At 72.9% G+C, this 23,462-nt stretch carries 14 protein-coding genes; 8 read left to right on the top strand and 6 right to left on the bottom strand.

Translation table 11 applies throughout. The features are described from left to right. Positions 1-180 precede the first annotated feature (180 nt). The 4 genes from ACZ60E_RS13275 (at position 181) to ACZ60E_RS13290 (ending at position 6,007) form a co-directional block, all read left to right on the top strand. Positions 181-2,880: a sensor histidine kinase gene (locus tag ACZ60E_RS13275; protein ID WP_469440114.1), complete on the top strand. Its 2,700-nt coding sequence runs from the start codon at positions 181-183 to the stop codon at positions 2,878-2,880. After that, positions 2,877-3,575: a response regulator gene (locus tag ACZ60E_RS13280; protein WP_384803493.1), complete on the top strand. Its 699-nt coding sequence runs from the start codon at positions 2,877-2,879 to the stop codon at positions 3,573-3,575. The genes ACZ60E_RS13275 and ACZ60E_RS13280 overlap by 4 nt, the downstream gene beginning before the upstream one ends. Then, positions 3,572-3,913 (top strand): SCO4225 family membrane protein, encoded by a 342-nt coding sequence (locus ACZ60E_RS13285; protein WP_469440117.1) that lies wholly within the window; start codon positions 3,572-3,574, stop codon positions 3,911-3,913. Before ACZ60E_RS13280 ends, ACZ60E_RS13285 begins: the two co-directional genes overlap by 4 nt. A gap of 159 nt (positions 3,914-4,072) precedes the next feature. Next, positions 4,073-6,007, top strand: coding sequence for a glycoside hydrolase family 5 protein (locus tag ACZ60E_RS13290; protein WP_469440118.1), 1,935 nt, complete (start codon positions 4,073-4,075; stop codon positions 6,005-6,007). 156 nt (positions 6,008-6,163) lie between these two features. Here the strand turns inward: ACZ60E_RS13290 and ACZ60E_RS13295 are convergent, their stop codons facing one another. The 3 genes from ACZ60E_RS13295 to ACZ60E_RS13305 are packed head-to-tail and all read right to left on the bottom strand — an operon-like array spanning position 6,164 to position 9,490. Then, complete coding sequence (locus tag ACZ60E_RS13295) at positions 6,164-7,522, bottom strand: MFS transporter (protein ID WP_384815577.1); 1,359 nt, start codon at positions 7,520-7,522, stop codon at positions 6,164-6,166. Position 7,523: 1 nt separating this feature from the next. After that, entirely contained in the window at positions 7,524-8,456 is a 933-nt protein-coding gene (locus ACZ60E_RS13300; protein WP_469440120.1) for an amidohydrolase family protein, read from the bottom strand. 8 nt (positions 8,457-8,464) lie between these two features. Next, on the bottom strand, positions 8,465-9,490 hold the full coding sequence (locus ACZ60E_RS13305; RefSeq protein ID WP_469440122.1) for an amidohydrolase family protein: 1,026 nt from the start codon (positions 9,488-9,490) through the stop codon (positions 8,465-8,467). A 211-nt stretch (positions 9,491-9,701) separates the two neighbouring features. Between ACZ60E_RS13305 and ACZ60E_RS13310 the strand changes: the two genes are divergently transcribed. The 4 genes from ACZ60E_RS13310 to ACZ60E_RS13325 all read left to right on the top strand — a co-directional run bounded on the left by ACZ60E_RS13310 (position 9,702) and on the right by ACZ60E_RS13325 (position 15,111). Then, the gene (locus ACZ60E_RS13310; RefSeq protein WP_384815585.1) at positions 9,702-10,391 is read left to right on the top strand and encodes a response regulator transcription factor; all 690 of its coding nucleotides are present in this window, start codon (positions 9,702-9,704) and stop codon (positions 10,389-10,391) included. Positions 10,392-10,401: 10 nt separating this feature from the next. After that, a complete protein-coding gene (locus ACZ60E_RS13315; protein WP_469440123.1) occupies positions 10,402-11,937 on the top strand; it encodes a sensor histidine kinase in 1,536 nt (511 codons plus the stop codon). Further along, a complete protein-coding gene (locus tag ACZ60E_RS13320; protein WP_384815590.1) occupies positions 11,934-12,944 on the top strand; it encodes a TAXI family TRAP transporter solute-binding subunit in 1,011 nt (336 codons plus the stop codon). Before ACZ60E_RS13315 ends, ACZ60E_RS13320 begins: the two co-directional genes overlap by 4 nt. A gap of 211 nt (positions 12,945-13,155) precedes the next feature. Beyond that, positions 13,156-15,111, top strand: a complete 1,956-nt coding sequence (locus ACZ60E_RS13325; protein ID WP_469440127.1) for a YncE family protein — start codon at positions 13,156-13,158, stop codon at positions 15,109-15,111. A gap of 42 nt (positions 15,112-15,153) precedes the next feature. On the opposite strand, the gene ACZ60E_RS13330 is transcribed toward ACZ60E_RS13325, so the two are convergent. Genes ACZ60E_RS13330 through ACZ60E_RS13340 form a run of 3 tightly spaced genes read right to left on the bottom strand, consistent with a single transcriptional unit; the run spans position 15,154 to position 23,461 of the window. Next, positions 15,154-16,068 (bottom strand): hypothetical protein, encoded by a 915-nt coding sequence (locus ACZ60E_RS13330; protein WP_469440129.1) that lies wholly within the window; start codon positions 16,066-16,068, stop codon positions 15,154-15,156. A gap of 2 nt (positions 16,069-16,070) precedes the next feature. After that, on the bottom strand, positions 16,071-17,804 hold the full coding sequence (locus ACZ60E_RS13335; RefSeq protein ID WP_469440472.1) for a diflavin oxidoreductase: 1,734 nt from the start codon (positions 17,802-17,804) through the stop codon (positions 16,071-16,073). Positions 17,805-17,809: 5 nt separating this feature from the next. Next, a complete protein-coding gene (locus ACZ60E_RS13340; RefSeq protein WP_469440130.1) occupies positions 17,810-23,461 on the bottom strand; it encodes a glutamate synthase-related protein in 5,652 nt (1,883 codons plus the stop codon). Between the last annotated feature and the right edge of the window lies 1 nt (position 23,462).

Genomic DNA, 23,462 nt, shown 5'->3' on the forward strand with positions numbered 1-23,462 from the left:
CGAATTTCCTTCGGCGGGCCGCCGCTCTCTCGATGGGTCCAAGATTAGGTCCGGGGGTGTTCCATGGTCGTCCCGCTGCCGGATGACTGGCGGCCCCGCGGATCTCCAACCCTGGTAAGAGACGGGAATCCACCCTCGGCCCGAGTCGGACCGCTCGGTCGCGGCCATAGCCTGGCCGCCGTGAACCGAATCGACGACCGGCTGCTTCCGGTCCTGCTGCTGTGCGTCCAGGCCCTGGTGTGGCCCGGCGCGGCACTCGTGCGCGGGGTCGCGCCGGACGCGTCCGCGCTCCTCGTGGCGGTCCTCGTCGCCGGCTCGGTGACCGCCGCGCTCGCCCTGCGCCGGGCCCGCCCGTTGGTCACCCTCGTCCTGGTCGCCGCCGCCTGCGCGCTGGGCGCCGGCCCGCTGCCCACCGGGGCGACGGCGGTACTCGGGACCGCGGGGGTCGGGCTGGCCCTGTTCACCGTGGCGACCGAACGGGACACCTTCACCGCCGTGCTGTCCGTGGTGGCGCTCGCCCTGTGGCAACTGTTCCAGAACCTCAGCCTGCACGGGCTCAGCGAACGCGACGGACTCGACCTCGTCCTGACCGCCCTGCTGTACGCCGTCGCGTGCGGCGCCGGCCTGTTCGTACGGCGGGCCCGTCGTGCCCGGCGGACGGCCGCGCAGGTGCTGGCGCGGGCCGAGGCCGAGCGGCACCGGCTTCCGGCCGTCGAACGGCGGCGCATGGAAAGGGAGTTGCACGACGTCAGCGCCCACCACCTGACGGCCGTGGTCGTCACGGCCGGGGCGGCCCTCGGGTTGCGCGAGCGCCGTCCCGAACTGGCCGAGGACGCACTCGGGTTCGCGGTCGAGACCGGGCGCGAGGTCACCCGGGCGCTCGGCGCGGTACGGGCGCCGGCGCCCTCGCGGGAGGAACTGCCCTCGCCGCAGGAACGGCTGCGGGAGCTCGTCGCGGGGTTCCGGCGGCTCGGGCAGCCCGTGGACTGCGAGATCGGGCCGCTGCCGGACGGGGCTGTCGCGGACGCCGTCTTCGGCATCGTGCGCGAGGCGCTGACCAACGTGGCCCGGCACGCTCCCGGCGCCCGGACCGTGGTGCGCTGCCGGTACGGCGACGCGCGCACGGAGGCCGTGGTGACCAGTGCGGCGCCGCCCGCCGGTGCCGCGGCCGTGGTGGCGCACGGGGCCGGTCTCGGCGGGGGGCGCGGACAGGGGTTCCTGCGGGCCCGGGCGCGGGAAGCGGGCGGGACGCTGACCAGCGGGCCCACGGAGGACGGGGGCTGGGAGGTGCGTGCCGTGCTGCCCGGACGGGTCGCCGGGGCGGTGGGGCGGGTCGTGCCGCGGAGCTATCGGGTGGCGCAGGTGGTGGCCGCCGCCGGGCTCGTTCTGCAGCCGTTGCTTCCCGCGCTCGTCATTCGGGAGGAGGGTGCGGAGCAGGGGGACGGGGGTGCGTCCGCGGGGCTGCTGTTCGCTCTGCTGGTCGCGGCGCAGGTGGTCGCGCTGTTGTGGCTGCGGCGGGCGCCGCGGGTCGCATGGAGTGCGCTGTTCGGGCTGGCGCTGCTTTGGCCTGCGGCGATGCGGGTGGGTGGGTACGGGGGGCCGGTGCTGCTGCCGGTGGGGTTGAGCGCGCTGGTCACGTGTGCGGCGGTCTGGGCGGTGGCGTCCGCGTATGGCCGCGGCTCGGTGGGGGCTGGTCGCGCCGTTCCCCGCGCCCCTGCCGCTGCGCGGCTGAACGCGAAAGATTGCGCCGTTCCCCGCGCCCCTGGGGGGTGGAGGTCTGCGCTGTTCGCTGCGCGGCTGAAGGGGGGAGAACGTGCCGATGCTCGCGGGCTGTTCGGCGTCCGGCTGAAGGCCAAAGATTGCGCAGTTCCCCGCGCCCCTGCCGCTGCGCGGCTCAAGGCCGAGGATTGCGCCGTTCCCCGTGCCCCTGCCGCTGCGCGGCTCAAGGCCGAGGATTGCGCCGTTCCCCGCGCCCCTGCTGGTGTGCGGCTCAAGGCCGAGGATTGCGCCGTTCCCCGCGCCCCTGCTGGTGTGCGGCTCAAAGCGAAAGATTGCGTCGTTCCCCGCGTTCCTTTGGGGATTGGTCTGGGGGTTGTGGGGGTGCATGTCCTGGTTGTGGTTCTTGTTGGGGCGGGGCAGTGGGGGGTCGGTGTGTGCGGGGTGGGGGTTCTGGTGGGTGGGGCTCTCTGGGGTGGGGTGTCGCGGGGGCGGCGGGAAGGGCGGGATCGGGGGGTGCGGGACGAGCGGTTGGCCGTCTGGGCGGGGGAAGCCGTTCGGGACGCCTGGGCCGAGCGGCGGCGGATCGCGGCCGGGCTGGAGACCACCGTGCTGGCACGCACCGCCGACATGGTCGCCCAGGCCGAGGCGGGACACCTCGACACGACCGCCGAACGCGCCCGCGAGGCCCTCGCCGCGATGCGCGCCCTCCTCGACACCGTCCGGGACGGCGAGGGGGAGCGCGACGGGGAGCGGGGGGCCGAACTGCGGCCGCAGCCGACCCTCCAGGCCCTCGACCTGTTGGCCCGCCAGTGCCGGGCCGGCGGTCGTGACGTCGAGATACGGGTGACCGGCCGCGTACCGGAACGGCTGCCCACCGCGGTGGATCTGGCCGCCTACCACGCGGCCGAGACGGTGCTCGGGGCCGGCGGGGAGGAGGCCGCGGTGCTGGAGTTCGACCGGGACGGGGATACCTTGACGCTCACGGCCACCGGGGTCCCCCGCGCCGCCCGCCCCGCTGTACGGGAGCTGCTGGCGGCGCGTGCCGCCGCGCTCGGCGGCACCCTGGACACCGACCGGCCGGGCACGGTCGGGCTCCGGCTGCCACTCGCACCGGTTCCGCAGGAGGACGACGTCACGTCGGCCGAGGAGAGGGAGCGATGAGTCTCAAGGTGCTGGTCGTCGACGACCAGGGCATCGTGCGGGCGGGGTTCGCCGCGGTGATCGACGCCGAGGAGGACATGACGGTCGTCGGCGAGGCCGCCGACGGCGCCGCCGCGGTGCGTCTCGCCGCGGAACTGGCCCCCGACGTCGTCGTCATGGACGTCCGGATGCCCGTGCTCGACGGCATCGCCGCCACCCGCATCATCACCGGCCGCCAGGACGCGCCCCGGGTCCTGGTGCTGACCACCTTCGACCTCGACTCGTACGTCTTCGACGCGCTGCACGCCGGAGCCTCCGGGTTCCTGCTCAAGGACGTGCACGCCGCCGAACTGCTCCAGGGCATCAGGGTGGTGGCCACCGGGGAGAGCGTGCTCGCCCCGTCCGCGACCCGCCGGCTCATCGGCCACTACGCGTCGGGCGCGGGCGCCGGGATACGCGCCGGGAGCGGGCCGAACGAGCTGGACAGCCTCACCGGCAGCCAGCGCAACGTCCTCGCCCTGGTCGCGTCCGGACTCAACAACGCGGAGATCGCCGACGAACTCGGCATCACCGTCGGCACGGTCAAGTCCCACGTCAACGCGCTGCTGCGCAAACTCGGCCTGCGGGACCGCGTACAGGCGACGATCCTCGCGTACGACCTCGGGCTCGCCCGGCCGAATCCGCCCGGTACCGACCCGAGGAGTACAGCCCCGTGACCGGTAAGAGCCCCGGCTCCGGCCCGACCGCCTTCGCGCGATGTCTGCGGCTCGCTCGCGAGCACGTCTTCGTCCTTGGCTATCTGGTGGTCGTCGCGGGCCTGGTGGTGTGGGCGTACGTGGTGAGCGCGAGCGACGGCTCGGACGGGTCCATGGCGGGTGTCATCCCGCTGCTCGCCACCGTCCCGGGCAGTCTCGTGCCGCTTCTGCTGCTGCCGGACGGCGCCGAGATGTTCCTCGTGGCCGTCGTGTTCGGGGCGCTGTTCAACGCGCTCGTCATCGGCTGGTGCGTCCGTGCGCTGCGCCGGGGCGGGAAGGGCTACGACTCGGTGTCCTGAAGCCCGTCGGGTTCTCATCGGGCTCTCGTCGGATTCCCTTCGGATTGTCGTGGGGTTGTCCCTGTATTTCGCCCGTCTTCCCTTTGTAGGCCTGGACCAACACCGGACCGTCCATCATGATGACGCTGCCATGACAACGTAGTCCTCGTAGTCCTCGGGATGGTGACCGTGCGTGGATCCTTCGGCTGGCTGACTCTGGCCGCCGCTCTCCTTCTGGTGCCCCTCTCCTCCGGTCCCGCAGGCGCGGCCCCGGCCGGTCCGGAGCCCGCCGCCCGCGAGGCCGCCCCGGCCGCGGCGGCCTGGACGGCCCCGCTCAGTACACGGGGCCGCTGGATCGTCGACGCGAACGGCGACCGGTTCAAACTGCGCTCCGGCAACTGGCACGGCGCCAGCGGCACATGGAACGGCTCCGGAAACGTGGACGACGACGCCAGTCATCACGCGGGCGAGAACTCCGGGCGGATACCCCTCGGCCTGGACCGGGCGCCCATCACCGAGATCGTCGCCGGATTCCAGGAGATCGGGATCAACAGCATCCGGCTGCCCTTCTCCAACGAGATGGTCCACGACAGCCGCCCCGTCACCGACGACGCCGTCGCCGCCAACCCGGCACTGCGCGGCAGAACACCGCTCCAGGTGTACGACGCCGTGATCGGCGAACTCACCGGTGCCGGGCTCGCCGTGATCCTCAACAACCACACCAACACGACCCGTTGGTGCTGCGGGGTCGACGGCAACGAACGCTGGAACGCGAGCCAGTCCGTCCAGACCTGGGAGGACGACTGGCTCTTCATGGCCCGCCGCTACAAGGACAACAAGCGGGTCGTCGGCGCCGACCTCTACAACGAGGTGCGCCGCAACATCTGGGACGACCCCAACTGGGGCCTGGGCGACGACCACGACTGGTTCGCCGCCTCCCAGCGCGTCGGCGACCGCATCCTCACCGAGGCCAACGCCGATCTCCTCATCGTCGTCGAGGGCATCAACTGGACCGGCATCCCCGTCGACGGCTTCGCACACGGCCGCCCCACCCTGGAACCCGTACGGAACCTGTCGCACACCCTCGTCGACTCCGGCAAGCTCGTGTACTCCGCCCACTTCTACGACTACACCGGCCCCAACCACAGCGGCGCCACCGGGACGGGCGAGACCACCGACCCGCGCTACCGGGACTTCAGCCCCGCCGAACTCGTCGACGTACTGAACCGCCAGGCCTTCTTCGTCACCGCCGAACAGGACCAGCACTTCACCGCGCCCGTCTGGATCAGCGAGTTCGGGGTGGGCGGCCGGTCGGAGACGAACGCCAAGGCGCGGGCCTGGTTCGAGAACTTCGTCGACCACCTCGTGCGCACCGACGCCGACTTCGCGTACTGGCCGCTCGTCGGCTGGCACGAGAACCGCACCGGCAACGGCTGGGCCCTGCTGCACTGGGACGCGGCGGGCCACCGCATGGGTGTGTACGACGGCGACGACTGGCGGGCCGCCGCGTGGAGCCGGCTCGTCGGAGCCACCGGGCGCACCGGGCAGGTCGCCCCCGTCACGGAGTGGTCCATGCTCAGCCCCGACCACGGCGACTTCATCGCCTCGCGGCGCATGCGGGCGCTGCCGGACTTCGACTCCGGCGCGCGCAAGGCCGTCTGCCCCGACGGGCAGCGGCTGCTCGGGCTCGGGCACACGGGGAACCGGGGGCTGTGCTCCGACACGACCACCGGGCCGCTGGCGAACGCGGCCGGGGCGCCCGAGGTCGTCAAGGACGAACGGTACGTCCCGCCGGGCGGGGACTGGGCGTCCGGCTACACCAAGCTGCAGTGTGCCGACGGGCGGTTCGTGTCGGGGTACGCGGTGCGGGGTGCGGCGGTGTCGTCCGTGCTGTGCGCTGCCGCGCCGTCCGGGGTGATCACCGGGACGGCGGGTCGTACGGTGTGGTTCGACCGCGGGGACAACCGGGGCTCGGCGCCCAAGGGCGGGGACTTCGCGAACGGTCACTACAAGGGGCAGTGTGCGGACGACGAGTACGTGGCGGGTGTCGCGTACACGGGCCGCATCGGGTCGTCCCGCACGCCGGACGCGCTCTTCTGCCGAAAACTCCGCTGACCGTCGCATGTCTGGTGCGGCCCGGCGGGGGTGACCCGCGCAGTTCCCCGCGCCCCTGAATGGGGGCGCGGGGAACGGCGCAATCTTTTAGGGGCGCGGGGAACTGCGCGGCCAGCCCCCACCGGGCCCGCACCCGGCCCGAGGCTCCGGTAGGGCCTACACCGGGACGCGGGTCCGCTGGGGTTCCGCCTCGGCCAGCCGCGTCGCGCGCGTCCGTGTGCCGAACGCGGCCAGCGTGACCGCGCCGACCAGCCACGTACCGGCGATGAAGTAGAAGACGCTCTGATACCCGTGCCCGGTGTACAGCGCGGCGACGATCAGCGGACCCGCCGCGTTCGACAGCCGTCCCAGCCCGTAGGACACGCTCGTGCCCAGCGACCGGGCCCGCGTGTCGAACAGCTCGGGCGAGTACGCGTACGCCAGCGCCGTGTATCCCCGCTCGAAGAGGTTCACGAGGAAGCCGAACACGATGATGAGCACGGGGTTGAACGTGAGCCCGTACAGCAGCCCGCAGATCGCGATCACCGTGCCGAAGGCGACCAGGCACCACTTGCGTTCGAACCGGTCGGTGACCAGCGACGCCAGGTAGCAGCCGAGCGGCGCTCCGACCGTGGTCAGTGCCACGTAGAAGACGGACTTCTCGACGCTGAAGCCCTCCTTGGCCAGCAGCGTCGGCGCCCAGCTCGAATAGCCGAAGAAGCCGATGGTCTGCGTCATCCACAGCACGGAGAGCAGCAGGGTCGGGAGCAGGTACTTCTTCTGGAGGAGCAGCCGCAGCGGCGCCTTCGTCGACGGTGTCTCCGCGACCGGCGGCGCGGGTTCGGGCAGCGGCCCCTTCTCCGCGACCACGGCCGTCTCGATCTCCGTCAGGACCGCGTCGGCCGCCGCGTGCTCGCCCCGGCTCTCCAGCCAGCGCGGCGACTCCTTGAGGCGGCCGGAGAAGAGGACGAGCAGGACACCGAGCGAACCCCACAGGTAGACGAGCCGCCACGACCAGTCGTTGAGCGGGACGACGGCGCTGGCGATGAGGTTGGTGACGGGTGTGCCGCAGATGCCGATGGCGATGGCGTACGCCTGGTACTTGCCGCGGATCGCCGACGGGTACATCTCGTTGACGTAGACGACCCCGACGACGGTCATCGCCGACAGGCCGGCCGAGGTCAGGACGCGGAACACACCGAGTGAGACCAGGTCCCAGGAGAACACGGCCGCGAACGACGAGACGCCGAAGAACAGCGTGGTCCAGATCAGGGCCCGTTTGCGGCCCCACCGGTCGGCTATGGACCCGGCGACGATCGCCCCGATGAACATGCCGACGAACGAGAGCGAGGTGACGTAGGCGACCTGGTCGACCGTCAGGCCCCACAGTTTGATCAGTTTCGGCGCGGTGGTGGCGAAGCTGTTGATGTCCGCGAACTCGAAGAAGTACGCGAAGGCGACGGCGAGCAGGGTGACCTTGTGGAACCGGGAGACCGGCAGCCTGTCCAGCCGGTTCAGCGCGTTGGAGTGCTGCATGTCAGTAGTCCTCGCCGGGCCAGTACAGGCCCATCGGGTTGGTGACCAGGAGCTTGTGCCGCTGCTCGGCCGTGACCGCCACGTGCGGGACGTGGTCGACGAGCAGGCCGTCGTCGGGCATGTGGTCCGTGAGGTTGGGGTGCGGCCAGTCCGTGCCCCACAGCACCCGGTCGGGGAACTCCGCCACGACCCGGCGGGCGAAGGGGACGACGTCCGTGTAGGCGTGCGGTTCGCCGTGCGGTTCGTCGTGCAGGGCGGGCGGGCCCGTGACGGTCAGGCGTTCCGGGCAGCTCACCTTCACCCACACGTCGTTGTCCTCGACGAACCGCAGGAAGCGGGTGAACTGCGGGCCGTCCACCGGCCGTGTCACGTCCGGCCGGCCCATGTGGTCCACCACCAGCGGCACGGGCAGCGACCCGAAGAAGCCCTCGAGCTCGGGCAGGTCGACGCTCTCGAAGTACAGGACGACGTGCCAGCCGAGCGGGGCGACCTTCTTGGCGATGGTGAGCAGGTCGTCGGCGGGCGAGGTGTCCACCAGCCGCCGTACGAAGTTGAAGCGCACCCCGCGCACGCCCGCCGCGTCCAGCGCGAGGAGTTCGCTGTCGGTGATGTCGGGGCGGACGGTCGCGATGCCTCGGGCCCTGCCGCCCGCCGAGCGGACGGCGTCGACCATGGCGCTGTTGTCCGCGCCGTGACAGGTGGCCTGCACGATGACGTTGCGGGCCACCCCCAGGTGGTCGCGGAGCGCGAACAGGTCGTCCTTGCCGCCGTCGCAGGGCGTGTACTTGCGCTCCGGCGCGAAGGGGAACTCCGCCTGCGGGCCGAAGACATGGCAGTGCGTGTCGACGGTCCCGGGCGGCAGCCGGAAGGCGGGGGTGGACGGACCCGCGTACCAGTCCAGCCAGCCGGGGGTCTTGGGGGAGAGGGATGTCATCGGTCGCCTCACCGGCCCTGTCGCTTCAGCAGGGCGTCCAGCCGCGGGTACACCGCGCGGGCGTTGTGCTCCTGGACCGCCGCCAGGTCGTCCGGGGAGAGGCCGGCGGCCTCGGCGTACCGGCGGGTGTCGTCGAAGTGGTGGCCTGTGCGGGGGTCGATGTCGCGGACCGCGCCGATCATCTCCGAGGCGAAGAGGAGGTTGCGGGCCGGGATCACGTCGTACAGGAGGTCCGAGCCGGGCTGGTGGTAGACGCAGGTGTCGAAGTAGACGTTGCCCAGGACGTGTTCTTCCAGTGGGGGTCTGCCGAGTGCCATCGCCAGGCCCCGGAAGCGGCCCCAGTGGTAGGGGACGGCCCCGCCGCCGTGCGGGATGACGAAGCGCAGGGTCGGGAAGTCGGCGAACAGGTCACCCTGGACGAGCTGCATGAACGCCGTGGTGTCGGCGTTGAGATAGTGCGCGCCGGTGGTGTGGAAGGCCGGGTTGACGCTCGTACTGACATGGATCATCGCCGGGACGTCGTACTCGGCCAGCTTCTCGTAGAGCGGGTACCACGAGCGGTCGGTGAGCGGCGGGGAGGTCCAGTGGCCGCCCGACGGGTCGGGGTTCAGGTTCACCGCGACGGCGCCGTACTCCTCCACGCAGCGGGTGAGTTCGGGGACGCAGGTGGCGGGGTCGGCGCCCGGCGACTGCGGGAGCATCGCGGCGAGCACGAAGCGCTCCGGGTACAACTGCGAGACCCGGAAGCAGAGTTCGTTGCAGAGCGCGGCCCAGGCGGCGGACGTCTCGAAGTCCCCGACGTGGTGGGCCATGAACGACGCGCGCGGCGAGAAGACCGTGACGTCGATGCCCCGCTCGTCCATCAGCCGCAACTGGTTCGCCTCGATGCTCTCGCGCAGCTCGTCGTCACCGATGCGCAGGTCCGCGGGGTCGGGGGCGGCCGACGGTTCGGTGAGGGCGGCGATCTGCCGATCGCGCCAGGCCCCGAGGGCGGGAGGGGCGGTCGTGTAGTGACCGTGACAGTCGATGATCATGACGGCGTCCTTCGCAAGCCGAGCTGCTCTGCTGGGTGCCGTGCAGCCTCACCCGGGCCCGCGCCGCCGCACGAGAGGACCGGACACAGAACTAACGTCCCCTTAACACTCCGGCGGGCGCGGGGCCGGTGTGGTCTACATTCGGTTGCGTGGCTACGGGGAGTGGCCGCGTTTCCCGCAGGGGTCGGAGCGGCCGAAGGAGGTGGACCGGGTGCAGGTACTGCTGGCCGAGGACGACGACGGCGTGGCCGCCGCGCTCGTCGAGGCCCTGTACGACCACGGCCATGAGACCCGCCGGGTCCGCTACGGCCGGGACGTGCTCACCTACCACCGAAGCTCCGACCTGCTCCTTCTCGACCTGGGACTGCCCGACACCGACGGCCTGGACGTGCTGCGCGCGCTGCGGGCGGTGAGCGACCTGCCGGTCGTGGTGCTCACCGCGCGCGGCGACGAACGCTCGGTGGTGCGCGGGCTGCGCCTCGGCGCCGACGACTACCTCGTCAAGCCGGTACGCCTCGCCGAACTCCTCGCCCGCATCGACACCGTCACCCGGCGTAACAGCGTCAGGAACGCGCCCGCCGCCCCCGCCGTACGGACCGTCCGGGCCGCCGACGTCGAGGTGGAGCTGGACGCGCGCCGGGTCCGGGTCGGCGGGGCGGAGGTCGAGCTGACCACCAAGGAGTTCGACATCCTCGCCGTGCTGGCCGGGCGCGCGGGCACGGCGGTCAGTCGCGAGCAGCTCCTCGACGAGGTGTGGGGCGACGCCCACCACGGGGTGTCCCGCTCCCTGGACGTCCATCTCACCCAGCTGCGCGCCAAGCTGCGCCGCCCCGACCTGCTCACGACGATCCGGGGCTTCGGCTACCGCTTCGGGACCTCGACGCGCACCGACGAGGACTGAGGGGCGAGGCGTGCGCACGAGGGTCCAGGCCGCGCTGCTGCTGTTCGTCGTGATCGCGGTGGCCGCGTTCGCCGTACCGCTGCTGCTGTTCACCGCGTCCGACCGCACCCAGCAGCTCGTCCTCGCCCGCAGCGCCGACCTCGACCGGTTCGCGGCCCTCATGGACCAGGCCGCGGCGACCGGCGACACCTCGGCCGTCGCCGCCGAGGCCCGGCGCTACACCGCGCTGTACGGCGAACCGCTCGTCGTCACCGACACGCGCCGCAGGACCGTCGTCCAGACCGGCGGTATGCGGGCCGCCGACCCCGCGGTCGCCCGGCTGCTCGACGCGGCGCTGCGCAACCAGACCGAGCATCCCTCGGCGGCACTGCGTCCCTGGTCACGGGGGCACCGGATGTTCGCCGAGCCCGCCGGCACCGGGACCCGGGTCTCCGGGGCCGTCGTGCTGCGGGCCTCGGTGGGCACCGCCGCGGACGAGATCACCCGGCGCTGGGCCGCCGTCCTCGCCGGGGCCGCGCTGGTCGCCGTCGCGTGCGCGGTGCTCGCGCGGGCCGCGACGGGATGGGTGGTCAGCCCGCTGCGCCGGCTCGACCGGGCGGTGGGCCAGCTCGCCGCCGGACTCCCGCCCGAGCAGACCAGGGCCGGCGGTCCGCCCGAACTGCGCCAGCTCGCGATCGGCTTCAACCGTATGGCGCGTACCGTCACGGCGGCCCTGGAGCAGCAGCGCAGGCTCGTCGCCGACACGTCCCACCAGATGCGCAACCCGATGGCGGCGCTCCGGCTGCGCGTGGACGCCCTGCACACGCACCTGGCCCCGTCGGGCGAGCGCACGTACACCGGGGTCACCACCGAACTCGACCGCCTGGAGACCCTTCTCGACGATCTGCTCGCCCTCGCCACCGCGGAACACCGGGCCGGGGAGCTGACCGTGACCGACGGTTCGGGCGGCCACTGCGACGCGGCGGTGGTGGCGGCGGACCGCCACCGCCTGTGGAAACCGGTCGCCGAACGCGCCGGAGCCCGGCTGTCCCTGGCCCCCACCTCGGCCGCGCACCCGATCCCGGTCCCGGTTCCGGCCGCCTGCACGGACCGCGAACTCGCCCAGATCGCGGACATCCTCCTGGACAACGCCATCAAGTACGCGGGCGAGGGCGCCGAGATCTCCCTCGCCTGCACCACCGAGCCCGGCTCCGGCTCCGGCTCCGGCTCCGGGTCCGGCTCCGGCTCCGGGTCCGGCTCCGGGGCCGAGGCCGGTTCCGGCTTCGCGGTTCTCACGGTGACGGACGACGGCCCCGGCCTCGGCACGGACGAACTCGCCCTGGCCACCACCCGCTTCTGGCGCTCGGGCCGCCAGCGCGAGAACCGCACGGCGGGTACGGGCCTGGGCCTGGCCATCGCCGAACAACTGCTGGCGGGCCGGGGCGGCCGACTGGAACTGACGGCGGCGCGACCGCGCGGGCTGCGGGCGAGGGCGCTGGTGCCGCGCGCGGCGCCGGGTGGAGCGGGCGGCACGAGCGGCGCGGGCGGCAGCGGTGATGCCCGATGACCCGCCCCCGTCCGGAATCCCGCCCCCTCGACCGCCGCACCCTCCTGCACGCCGCCCTCGGCACGGCCGCCGTCGCCGTTCTCGGCGGGGCGCTCACCGCCGACGCCTCCGGGCAGCGCCCCGGGCCGAGCGGTGTGCTGCGCATCGCGACCGGTGAACCGACCGCGTTCTACGAGGCGTTCGGCCGCCTCCTCACCGCGGAACTGGAGTCGGCGTACCCCCGGCTGAACTGCCGTGTCCGCACCACCGCGGGCAGCCTCACCAACATCGAGCTGCTGCGCGACCGCCGCGCCGACCTCGGACTCGTCCTCACCGACACGGCGCTGGCCGCCCAGGGCACGGACCTCTTCCCGCGGCCGGTGCCGTTGCGCGCGATCGGCCGGGTGTACGAGACCTACCTGCAGTTCGTCGTGCGCGCCGACTCCCCCGTGCGCGAGGTGGCCGACCTGGCCGGGCACCCCGTCTCGCTCGGTGCGACCGGGTCGGGCGCGGCCGTGCTCGGCGCCCGGATCCTGCACGCGGCCGGCCTCACCCCGACCGCCGACGTGCCCGTGCTCCATCTCCCGCTGGCCGACGCGGCCGAGGCGATGCGGGCGGGCTCGGTCGACGCCCTGATCGTCGCGGGCGGGGTGCCCCTGCCCGCACTGTCCGGCCTGGACGAACGGCCCGGTCTGCGGTTCCTGCCGCTGGCCGGGCTGCTGCCCCGGCTGGGCGGGCGTGAGGGCCGGGCCGGTTCCGGTCTGGAGGAGGTGTCCCTGCCGCAGGGCGCGTACCGGTCGGCGGGCGGAGTGGCGACCATCGGGGTGTCCAACCTGCTGGTGTGCCGCCCCGACCTGCCGCACGCCGTCGCCGAGGCACTGACCCGGCTGCTGGTCCTGCGGGCGACGGCACTCGTCCCGGACAACGCCGTCGGCACCCAGTTCCTCGACGTCGGCAGCCTGATCGGCACCGGCGGAATCGCCCTGCATCCCGGGGCGGCGGAGGCGTACCGGGCCCTGCACGGCTGAGCCGTGTCCCCGACACCCCGGGCCCGGCGGGCGCGTCGGCGGGTGCCGGGCATTAACCAGGTCACCTTTGTCACTGGCATGCCATACGCTGCGTTTTCGGCCGCGGGTACGCACCGTCGACGGTGCGAGGGGAACACGCGGCCGCTTCAAGCACGCCCGGCGAGTACCGGGCTTCTTTGTGGGGGGTCACATCACTGTGCGCAGGCGCAGCATGTCGATCGCGACGACACTCGCGGTCGTCCTCAGTTCCGCGGCTCTGGCCGCGGGCACAGCGGGTCCGGCCTCGGCCGACTCCGCGAAGGTTCTGCCGGTGGCGTCCGTGGGGGACATCGTCGTGGACGGCGCCCACCGGCGCGTGTACGTCTCCGATCCCACCGGCGGCAAGATCGTCGTCACCGACTACACGGGTGCCGTACGGGCCACCCTGACCGGGCTCCCCGGCGTGAGCGGCCTCGTGCTGTCCGCCGACTCCGGCCAGGTGTACGCGGCCGTCAAGAACGGCAACCGCATCGTCTCGGTGGAGACCGGGACGTACACGCAGACCGCCAGCTATCCGGTGGGCGCGGCCCCCGGCGACCTGGAGGTCGTCGACGGCCGGGTCTGGTTCGCCCACGGCACCGACATCGGCTCGCTCGACGTCTCGGGCGCCGAGCCCGTCGTGCACCTCGCCCAGCGCGGGGACGTCGGCTTCTCCGGCGGCTTCGGCATGTACCTGGCCTCCGACCCGGCCGTCCCCGGTGTCCTGGCGGTCGGCAACGGCGGCGACCTCGCCGTGTACGACGTGTCCGCCGGCGGGGCCGCCCTGCGGGTCAAGGGCCGTATGGACACCGCGGTGCGGCAGATCGACCTGACGCCCGACGGCGGCCAGGTCCTCACCTCGTGGGGCGACCCGGAGTACGGCTACGGCATCGGTGCCTACGCGGCCACCGACCTGGCCGAGCAGGCCGGTTACCCCATCGACGCCTACCCGAACGCGGTGCGCGTCGCGCCCGACGGCAGCGTCGCGGGCGGCAGCAGCTCCTGGTACGACCCGGACGTCCACATCCACCGGCCCGGCGACCAGGTGCCGGTGCGGGAGTACGACTTCCCCAACACCGGCAACAGCAGCGGCGCCGACACCCTCGTGGACGGGGCGCTCGCCTGGGCGCCGGACGCGAGCCAGGTCTTCGCGGTCTCCGTGAACACGTACGGCACGTACACGCTGCGCGCCCTGTCCGACCCGACGAAGGAGCTGCCCACCCTCAAGGTGTCGGCCCCGACCAAGTCGGACCGTGCCAAGAAGCTCACCGTCACCGGGAGGCTGACCTCGAAGTCGGCGCTCCCCGCGGGCACCTCCCTGAGCGTGACCCGTACGGACGTCGAGTCGCCGGGCGGCAAGGCGCTGGCCGCCGTCACGACGAAGGCGGACGGCGGCTTCACCTTCGCGGACACCCCGCCCGCCGGCGGCAAGGTCACCTACAAGGTGTCCTACGCGGGCGACGCCACGCACGGCGCCGTCTCCGGCTCCGACGCGGTGGAGGTCTCCCGCAAGGCGACCACGCTGACGCTCAACAACAACGGCAAGCTGTACGCGTACGGCAAGGACGTCTCCTTCACCGCGCACCTCGGGACGACGTACAAGAACCGTACGGTCGCGATCTACGCGGACCCCTTCGGCTCCGACAAGCCGAAGAAGCTGCTGAAGACGGCCAAGGTCAACTCCAGTGGCAACCTGTCGGCGACCGTCGACATGACCCGTGACACCACGGTCACCGCGGTCTTCACCGGTGACGCCCGCTATGCGGGCAAGACCGTGAAGTCGACGGCGTACGCCAAGGCGAAGGTCTCCACCACCGTCTCCAAGCACTACAGGACGGCGAAGATCGGCTCCACGACGTACCAGTGGTTCCGCAAGAACACCGACCCGAAGTTCACCACCACGATGAACTACTACGCGGGCCGCAAGCAGCGCTTCCAGCTCCAGGTGTACTACCAGGGCTCCTGGTACGACTCGGGCTCCGAGTACTTCGCGGTCGGCACCAACGGCAAGTCCGTCGTGACCCTGGAGGCGCCGGGCGAGTCCGGTATCAGGGCCCGCGTCCGCTCGTCGTACATCAACAGCTCGTCGGGCGACACGGTCAACTCCACGACCCACGGCGCCTGGAAGTACATCACCTTCACCAACTAGGTGCGGGAGTCCGACGCCTGGCCGGGCCGATCGACCGGCCGGTCAGGCGTCGGGCAGGGACGCCGCCAGGTGTTCCCACGCCGTGTGCACGTCCTCGCCGACCATCCCGAACTGCGTGACGACCGCGACACAGCGTCCGTCCCCGTCGTCGAGTTCGAGCGCCGAGGTCGGGCCGTGCGCGGCCGTCGAGCGCACGAGACGGCAGGCCCGGACGCCCGCGAGGTCGATCTCCACCGAGCTGTCCGCGATCGCGGCGAACACCCGCCCGCCGACGGTCCGGTCGGTGACGTGCACCCGGCCGCCGCACGCCTGCAGGGCCCCCGGTCCGAACACCGCGATCCCGATCGGCAGCCCGACGGAACAGACGTGGTCGAGCACCGCGGGCACGACGTCGGTCTCGATCGCCCGGTGCTCGCCGCGGTAGCGGTGGAAGGCCGCGCGCCGGGCGGCCCCTCCGTCGGTCAGTACCGCGTCGAGTTGGGCGAGTTGGTCGCCGCTCTCCCACTCCGGTACCCCGGGTGCGGGGGTGGACGGTCCGGCCGCCGGGCGTCCCGGGGCGACCGTGCCGGCGAGTCCGGCCAGCAGCCGGTCACCCTCGGAGAGCAGCCGCCCCTGGTGCACGGTCCGGCCGTCCGCGTCGAGCAGGCTCAGGGCGACCGTGCCGGTGTCCTCGTCGCGCGCGACCACGGCCGAGGCGATCGAGCCGCCGTCGATACGCAGGGCGATCGAGCCCGGCCGGACGGCGAACGCCTCGCCGAGCAGGCTCGGGACCGCGTAGCTGCCCGCCTGCTCGATCCGGGCGACCGGTCCTCCGGTGATCGCCTGGACGTACTGGAAGAGCGTCAGACAGCGGGCCAGTTCCGGCATCCGCGCGTCGATCAGCCGCACGCTGCTGTTCCGTCTGCCGCAGCACCCCTCGAACGCGCAGGTACGGTACGGCTTGTGGTGGTCCGTCATGTTCAGTACACGTCCCGTACGTAGCGCTTCGCCCGGCGCAGGTCCGCCAGGTACTCGGCGGCGTCGGCGTTCCCGCGTCCGCGCTGCCCGGCGATGACACCCAGCAGGGCCGCCTCGACGTCCTTCGCCATCCGGGAGGCGTCCCCGCAGACGTAGACGTGCGCGCCGTCCTCCAGCCAGGCGTACAACTCGCGCGCCTGCTCCCGCATCCGCGTCTGGACGTACACCTTCTCGGCCTGGTCGCGCGAGAACGCGAGGTCGAGCCGGGTGAGCACGCCGTTCTCGCGCAGCCCGGCCAGCTCGTCCTCGTACACGAAGTCGGTGGCGCGGTGGCGGTCGCCGAAGAACAGCCAGTTGCGTCCCGGGGCGCCCCGCGCGGCCCGCTCGTGCAGGAAGCCGCGGAAGGGCGCGATGCCCGTGCCGGGGCCGATCATGACCATGGGGGTGTCGTCGTCGGCCGGGACGCCGAAGGAGGCGTTGGGCTGGAGGTAGATGCCCACGGGCGCCTCCTCGCCGACGCGGTCCGCGAGATACGACGAGGTGACCCCCGCGTACGTCCGCCGGCCGGTGTCGTAGCGGACGGACGCGACGGTGAGGTGGATACGGTCCGGGTGGGCGAGCGGGCTCGACGAGATCGAGTACTGGCGGGCCTGCAACGGCCGCAGGAGCGGCAGCAGTTCGGCCAGATCCGGGGCGGCGGGTCCGGCGTCCCGGAGCAGGTCGAGCACGTCCCGGCCCCACAGCCAGGAGTCGAGGTCGGAGCGGTCGCCGTGCGCGACGACCGCGGCCAGCTCGCTCGACGGCGCCCGCTCCACGAGGTCGGCGATCAGCTCCTTGGACGGGGTACGGATCTCGCGTTCGACGCGCAGGAGCCGGGCGGTCTCCTCGTCGCCGCCCGCGCCCAGGTGATCGAGGAGCGCGCCGACCAGCGCGTCGTCGTTCAGCGGTACGACGGCCAGCGCGTCGCCCGCCTCGTACGTGATGCCGCTGTCGCCGAGGTCGAACTCGTAGTGGCGGATCTCCTTCGCGCTGTCCGGCGAGGACAGCAGCGTGTTCACCAGGAGGCGGGAGGGGTAGGGGGTGCGCTTGTTCCAGGGGGAGCGGATGCGGGGAGCCGGGGCGGGCGCGGGGGAGGGCGTGGCGGTCGCCGCCGTACCGCGGGTCTCGGCGGTCAGCCGGTCCAGGACCGCGGTCGTCCAGGCCGCCGCGGGCTCCTCGAAGTCGACGTCGCAGTCCACGCGGTCGTGCAGCCGGGTGGCGCCCAGCTGTTCCAGGCGGGTGTCGATGAGCTTCGCGGCCTGGCAGAAGTCGTCGTACCCCCGGTCGCCGAGCCCGAGGACCGCGTACCGCAGCCCGTCCAGGCGGGGCGCGGTGTCGGCCTGGAGCGACTCCCAGAACAGTCCGGCGTTGTCGGGCATCTCGCCCTCGCCGTACGTCGAGGCGAGGACGAGCACGTGGGACATCGCGGCGAGCCGTTCGGGCGTGACGGCGTCGAGCGCGGTGGCGGTCCCGCCGAGGCCGTGCGCGCGGGCCCCGGCGACGACCTCACCGGCGAGGAACTCGGCGTTCCCGGTCTGGGTGCCGAACAGGACGTCGACCGTCGCCGTGGGCGCGTCGCCCGCGGCCGGGGCCCGGCGTCCGGCCGCGGCGACACCGGCGATGAACCCGGCGAGCCAGGACTCCTGCGCGGCGGAGAACGGCGCGTCGGCCGGGATGAGGAGCCCGGTCGGGGGCATGGGCGTCACGCGGTCACCGTCTCGGTCGTCTCGGTCGGGGCCTGCGGGACGCGGCGGCTCGCGAGGTCGTCGAGCGCCGCGGTCGCGAGCAGTTCGTCGAAGCGGGCGGCCCGTACGCGACCCGCGTTCTTGGCGTTCTGGTGCATGATCCAGCCGTAGGTGCCGGGCGCGTCGACGCTGAGGTTGTTGCGCTGCCGCAGGGCGCGCTTGTAGTCGTCGAGGCGCTTGACCGCGATGAGCGTGGCCAGTTCGTCGTCGTCGAACCGCTCCAGCGTGCCGCGCAGATACTTCACGACCCGCTGCTTGACGAAGAAGTCCTCGGTGAGCACGAGGTTGCGGACGGCCCCGGCGATCCGCGGGTCGTCCGGGCCGCTCGCCCCGGGCACCCGCCGCAGCGCGAGATCCTGCGCGACCCCGAGCACGGTGTACGAGGACAGCAGCGAGAACATGTCGTCGCCGCCCTGGTCGCCGAAGGCCGGGGCACGGCCGCCGAGCACGGTCCTGCGGTCGCGGTAGTCGACCTTGAACGCGCGGAGCTTGTCCGTCGCGATCGAGGTCGCCAGCTCGTCGAGGAGCTGTCCCCGGCTCGCCGCGGCGAGGATCTCACCGGCGTCCTGGTACAGCAGCAGCGCCCGGGGCATCCCGCAGTACACGTGCCGCCGCTCGCTCTCCCAGTCCGCCAGCAGCCGGGCCGCGAGCGGGGAGCCGGTGGCCTCCAGATGCCAGGCCAGCAGCAGCCGTACGGCCTCCTCGTGGAAGGCGCCGTGCCCGGTGTCGGTCACCGGGAACACCAGCAGCGAGTCCGCGCTGACCCGGTCGCGGACCTCGCCGGAGGGGTCGTACTGGTAGAGGAACCCGCCGCTCATGCCGTTGCCGAGGCCCTTGCCGAAGCCGCCGAGGTTGAGGACGGTGCCGCCGGTCATGTACTCGCAGCCGAAGTCGCCGACGCCCTCGACGACCGCGGTCGCCCCGGAGTTGCGTACGGCGAACCGGTCGCCGGCCTCCCCCTGCACGAACGTCCGGCCGCCGGTCGCGCCGAACAGCGCGAAGTTCCCGACGAGGACGTTGCCGCCGCGCTCGGCGCTGCCGCCGCCCGGGGCGCGGACGACGATCCGGCCGCCGCTCTGGCTCTTGCCGACGCCGTCGTTCGCGGTGCCGGTGTGTTCGAGGGCGATCCCGTCGTTGCAGAACACGCCGTACGACTGACCGGCGGAGCCGGTGGTACGGATGCGGACGGCGCCGTCGACCAGGCGGCGCCGTCCGCGGTCGTCGACGGTGACGGCGGGTACGCCGGTGTCGCTCTTCCGGCCCCCGTGGTTGAGGAGCCGCTCGATGTCGATGGAGAGCTGTCCGCCGACGGACTTGTCGCTGTTGCGCAGGTGGACGCCCTCGACGAGCAGGGACGGTTCACGACGGTCCAGGAGCGCGGCGCGGACTCGTTCGACGAGAGCGTCGTCGGTGGTGAAGTCCTTCTCCAGGTACTCGGGGTCCGCGACGGCCTTCTCCGGCACGCGCGCGAGCAGCCGGCGGACGTCGAGCCGCCCGACGCTCGCGGGGTGGTCGAGGAGCTGCAGCAGGTCGGTGCGCCCGCGCGCCTCACGCAGCGACCGCAGTCCCAGCCGGGCGAGGATCTGCCGGACGTCGTGCGCGATGTTGAGGAGGTACTGGGCGAGTGCGCGCGGGTCGCCCTCGAAGGCCTCGGCGTTGGTGGTGAGCCCGGCCGGGCACTTCACGTTGCAGTTCTTCGCCATGACACAGCCGAGCATCATGAGCGCGGTCGTACCGAACTCGAAGCTGTCGCCGCCGAGGAGCGCGGAGGTGACGACGTCGGAGCCGGTCTGGTGCGCGCCGGAACAGCGCAGGACGACCTTCTGGCGCAGGCCGTTCGCGACGAGCGCCTGGTGCACCTCGGCGACGCCGATCTCCGCGGAGCGTCCGGCGTACTTGAGGCTGGTGACGGCGGCGGCGCCCGTACCGCCGGTGTTCCCCGCCACGTTGATGACGTCCGCGCCCGCCTTGGCGACGCCGACCGCGATGGTGCCGATGCCCTCCGAGGACACCAGCTTCACGACGACCCGTACCCGGGCGGCCTTGCAGTCGTGGATGAGCTGCGCGAGGTCCTCGATCGAGTACGTGTCGTGGTGCGGGGGCGGTGAGATCAGCTCGATTCCCGGGGTGCCGCCACGAGCTGCCGCGATGTCGACCGTCACCTTCGGCGCGGGCAGCTGGCCGCCCTCGCCGGGCTTGGCGCCCTGCCCGATCTTGATCTCCAGCTCCCGCAGCATCGGATCGGCGAGATAACCCGCCCAGATGCCGAACCGGCCGGACGCGAACTGCTTGATCCGGGAGCCGCGGATGGTCCCGTAGCGGGAGTGGTGCTCGCCGCCCTCGCCGCTGTTCGACAGGGCGCCGACCATGTTCGTGCCGTGCGCGACGGCCTCGTGCGCGCTCGCCACGAGCGCCCCGTGGCTCATCGCGCCGGAGGCGAGCACACGGGTGATCTCGTGCGCGGGCCGCACGTCGTCGAGGGACACGCTGTCGGGCGCGCCCCGCAGCAGCGTGAGCAACGCGGCGGCGGCGCCGGTGACCCGGACGCAGACACCGTCCGCACCGGCCTCCAGCGTCTCGACCTCGCCGGGATGGACGAGGGCGAGCCCTCCGGCGAGGGCGAGGTGCCGCCCGGCGGGGTCGTCGGGCCCGGAGGCGGAGGCGGCGGGGCTGCCGGAGGTGAGCCGCAGGCGCACGGTCACGCTGCCGTCGTCGGCGGCCCTGTCCGTGACGGGCACGACCGTCACGGTGACCCCGCGCACCATCACACTCGCGTTGCCGTCGGTGGAGAACCGGCCCAGTTCGCGGGCGAAGTCCTCCGGGGTGCGCAGGCCCGTGACGTCCGCGGGGAGGGCCAGGACGTCGCGCAGGGCGGAGGGGCGCCGTGAGCGCTCCTCGTGGGTCGTGCGCAGGAACGCGCGGTAGCCCGGCGTGATCCGGAACGCGTCGATCTCCGCGTCGCTGAGCGCGTCGTACCCCGTGTTCCGGTACGCGGCCTCCGTGATGCCGAACGCGTCGTCGAGCTGGCCGAGCGTGAGCAGGCGCAGCGCGTCCGAGTCGCCGGGCCGCCCGAACTCCGGCCGCTCCTCGACCATGTCGCCGAACCCGCGCACGGCCGTGACCCCGAACGAGTGCCCGGCGCCGTCGGAGCGCTCCTTGAACAGCCCGAGCAGCGGGATCTGCTGATCGCTCCCGACCGTGCGGGCGCGTTCGTGCCAGTCCGTCGCGGCCTGCGCGATCCGCGCGAAGCCGACCCCGCCGACCGGGGCGTCCATGTGCGGGAAGGCCCGCGCGAACACGTCGTCGCGGGTGTCGAGGTAGTTAGGTTCGAAGAACGCGCCGCCGATGTAGCTCTCGGCGGTGCACAGCCCGACGCGCCCCATGGTCTTGGCGAGCGCCTTCTCGGCCGCCTTGCGGAACTTCGCCAGCGCCCGGTCGGTCCCGGTGATCTCCCCCGCAGGCGCGGGCGCGCTCGGGTGCCGCTCCTCGGCGCGCAGCCGTGCGCTGAGGCTGTAGACCGCCGAGGCGCCGAAGCCGAGCGCGGTCGCCACATGGTGCGAGGACGGCAGCTGCCCGCTCTCCGCGACGAGCGAGACGCGCAGCCGCAGCCCGGCCTCGATCAGACGCTGGTTGACGGCGGCGACGGCGAGGACGACGGGCAGCGGCGCCCGCGTCGAGGAGATCGCGCGGTCGCTGAGGAGCGCGATACCGCCCCGCTCGGCGGCGAACCGCTCCACGTCGTCGCACAGGCGCGTCAGGGCGTCCCGCAGGGCGTCGGCGTTCGCGGTGGTGTCCCCGGCGACCGGCTCGTAGAGCATGGCGAACCGTTCCAGCGGCACGATCCGCTGGTCGCGCAGCCGGACCATGTCGAGGTGCCCGAGCACGGGCGAGTTCACGACGAGCTGCCGCTCACCGGCCGCGCCGGCGTCCGCGATGTCGCCGGTGCCGTCCGGCCTGGGGCCGAGCGCGACCCGCATGCTCATGCCGTCGGCCTCGCGGATGCTGTCCAGCGGCGGGTTCGTCACCTGGGCGAAGCGCTGCGAGAAGTACTTCGCCATACCCCCCTCGGTGTCGCTGAGCGCGTTGATGGCGTTGCCGTACCCCATCGCCGAGATCCGCTCCGACCCGTCGGCGAGCATCGGGTCGAGCATGAACCGGAAGCTCTCCTGGTTCAGCCCGTACGCCACATACCGTCCGGCCGGCGTCAGGTCGCCGTCGTACCCGAGCGTCGTCGTGCCCCGGTAGTAGTCGGGCGCGGGGAGGTCGTCGAGGTTCACCCGGGCCGCGTCGAGCAGTTCGCTGTACGGGCGGCGCGCGGCGAGGGAGTCGAGCACCTCGCGCGTCCGCGTCCGCCGCCCGGTCCGGTGGTCGACGACGAGCATGCCGCCGGCCTCGATACGCCCCCGGTGCACGACCTCCTCGTCGGGGAACGCGACCTGCCCGGCCTCCGAGGACACCATCAGGTACTCGGCGGTCTCGACGGTACGCAGCGGGCGCAGACCGAGCCGGTCCAGCCGGGCGCCGATGACGTCCCCGTCGCTGAAGATGACGGCGGCGGGCCCGTCGTTCTTCTCCTCGTACAGCGAGAAGTACTCCAGCATGTCGCGGACGGCGACGGGCAGGGTGCGGTCGTTCTCCCAGGCGGGCGGCATCAGCGACACGACAGCCTCGACGATGTCGAGCCCGTCGTCGGACACCCGGCTCTGCAGGGTCTGGTCGAGCCGGCTGGAGTCGGACTGGCCGGGCGGCCGGACGATGCTCCTGGTGCGGGCCCGCGCGAGCGCCTCGTCGCTCAGCCGGTTCTTGCGGTCGGTGTTCAGTTCGCCGTTGTGGGCCATGAGCCGGAACGGCTGCGCCATCGTCGGATGGGGCTCGGTGTTGGTGGAGAACCGGGTGTGGAAGTACAGCGAGCGCACGGAGTGCCGCGGGTCGCACAGGTCACGGAAGTATCCGACGATCTCCCCGGAGTTGAGCCGCCCCTTGAGCACCTGGGTGCGCGCGCTGAGCGAGAGCGGATACAGCCCGGCGTACGCGTCGTCGGCGTAGGCGACGGCCTCGACGGCGAGCAGGGCGCGGTGCGCGGCCGAGTCGACGGCATGGCGCTCCCAGGCGTCCGGGGCCCGGAACACCCACTGCACGATGGGGAGTTGGTACTGCTCGGCGGCGGGCCTCGCGACGCCGTGGTCCACGGGCACGTCCCGGACGAGCAGGACGTCGAAGCCCTGCGCGGCGAGGGCGCGGCCGACCAGTTCCACCGACGCGTGACGCCGTACGGCATCGGTCGGTACGAAGCAGTTGGCGACCCCGAAGTGCCCGGGGCGCAGCCGCTCCCCGGTGAGCGCGCCGAAGAACTCCACCGACAGGTCGACGCTCACGCCCGCCCCGTCGCCGACACCCTCGGCGGACGTGCCGCCCCGGTGCGGGATGGCCCGCAGCGCCTCGTCGCCCCTGCGGACGACGTCGTGGCCCGGTGTCCCGTCGAGCCGGGTGATGAAGCCGACGCCACAGGCGCTGTGCTCGCGGGCGGGGTCGTACAGGCCGAAGACGGCGGAGGGCGAGGCGGGGGAGGGCGAGGCGGCGGAGCCGGTGGAGCCGGTGGAGCGATTCACG

This window comes from Streptomyces sp. NPDC102514 (genome assembly GCF_055584525.1).

Coding starts and splice junctions, on each gene's coding strand:
- ACZ60E_RS13280 (WP_384803493.1), top strand. CDS start 2,877: ATGAGTCTCAAGGTGCTGGTCGTCGACGACCAGGGCATCGTGCGGGCG.
- ACZ60E_RS13290 (WP_469440118.1), top strand. CDS start 4,073: ATGGTGACCGTGCGTGGATCCTTCGGCTGGCTGACTCTGGCCGCCGCT.
- ACZ60E_RS13295 (WP_384815577.1), bottom strand. CDS start 7,522: ATGCAGCACTCCAACGCGCTGAACCGGCTGGACAGGCTGCCGGTCTCC.
- ACZ60E_RS13300 (WP_469440120.1), bottom strand. CDS start 8,456: ATGACATCCCTCTCCCCCAAGACCCCCGGCTGGCTGGACTGGTACGCG.
- ACZ60E_RS13305 (WP_469440122.1), bottom strand. CDS start 9,490: ATGATCATCGACTGTCACGGTCACTACACGACCGCCCCTCCCGCCCTC.
- ACZ60E_RS13320 (WP_384815590.1), top strand. CDS start 11,934: ATGACCCGCCCCCGTCCGGAATCCCGCCCCCTCGACCGCCGCACCCTC.
- ACZ60E_RS13325 (WP_469440127.1), top strand. CDS start 13,156: ATGTCGATCGCGACGACACTCGCGGTCGTCCTCAGTTCCGCGGCTCTG.
- ACZ60E_RS13330 (WP_469440129.1), bottom strand. CDS start 16,068: ATGACGGACCACCACAAGCCGTACCGTACCTGCGCGTTCGAGGGGTGC.
- ACZ60E_RS13335 (WP_469440472.1), bottom strand. CDS start 17,804: ATGCCCCCGACCGGGCTCCTCATCCCGGCCGACGCGCCGTTCTCCGCC.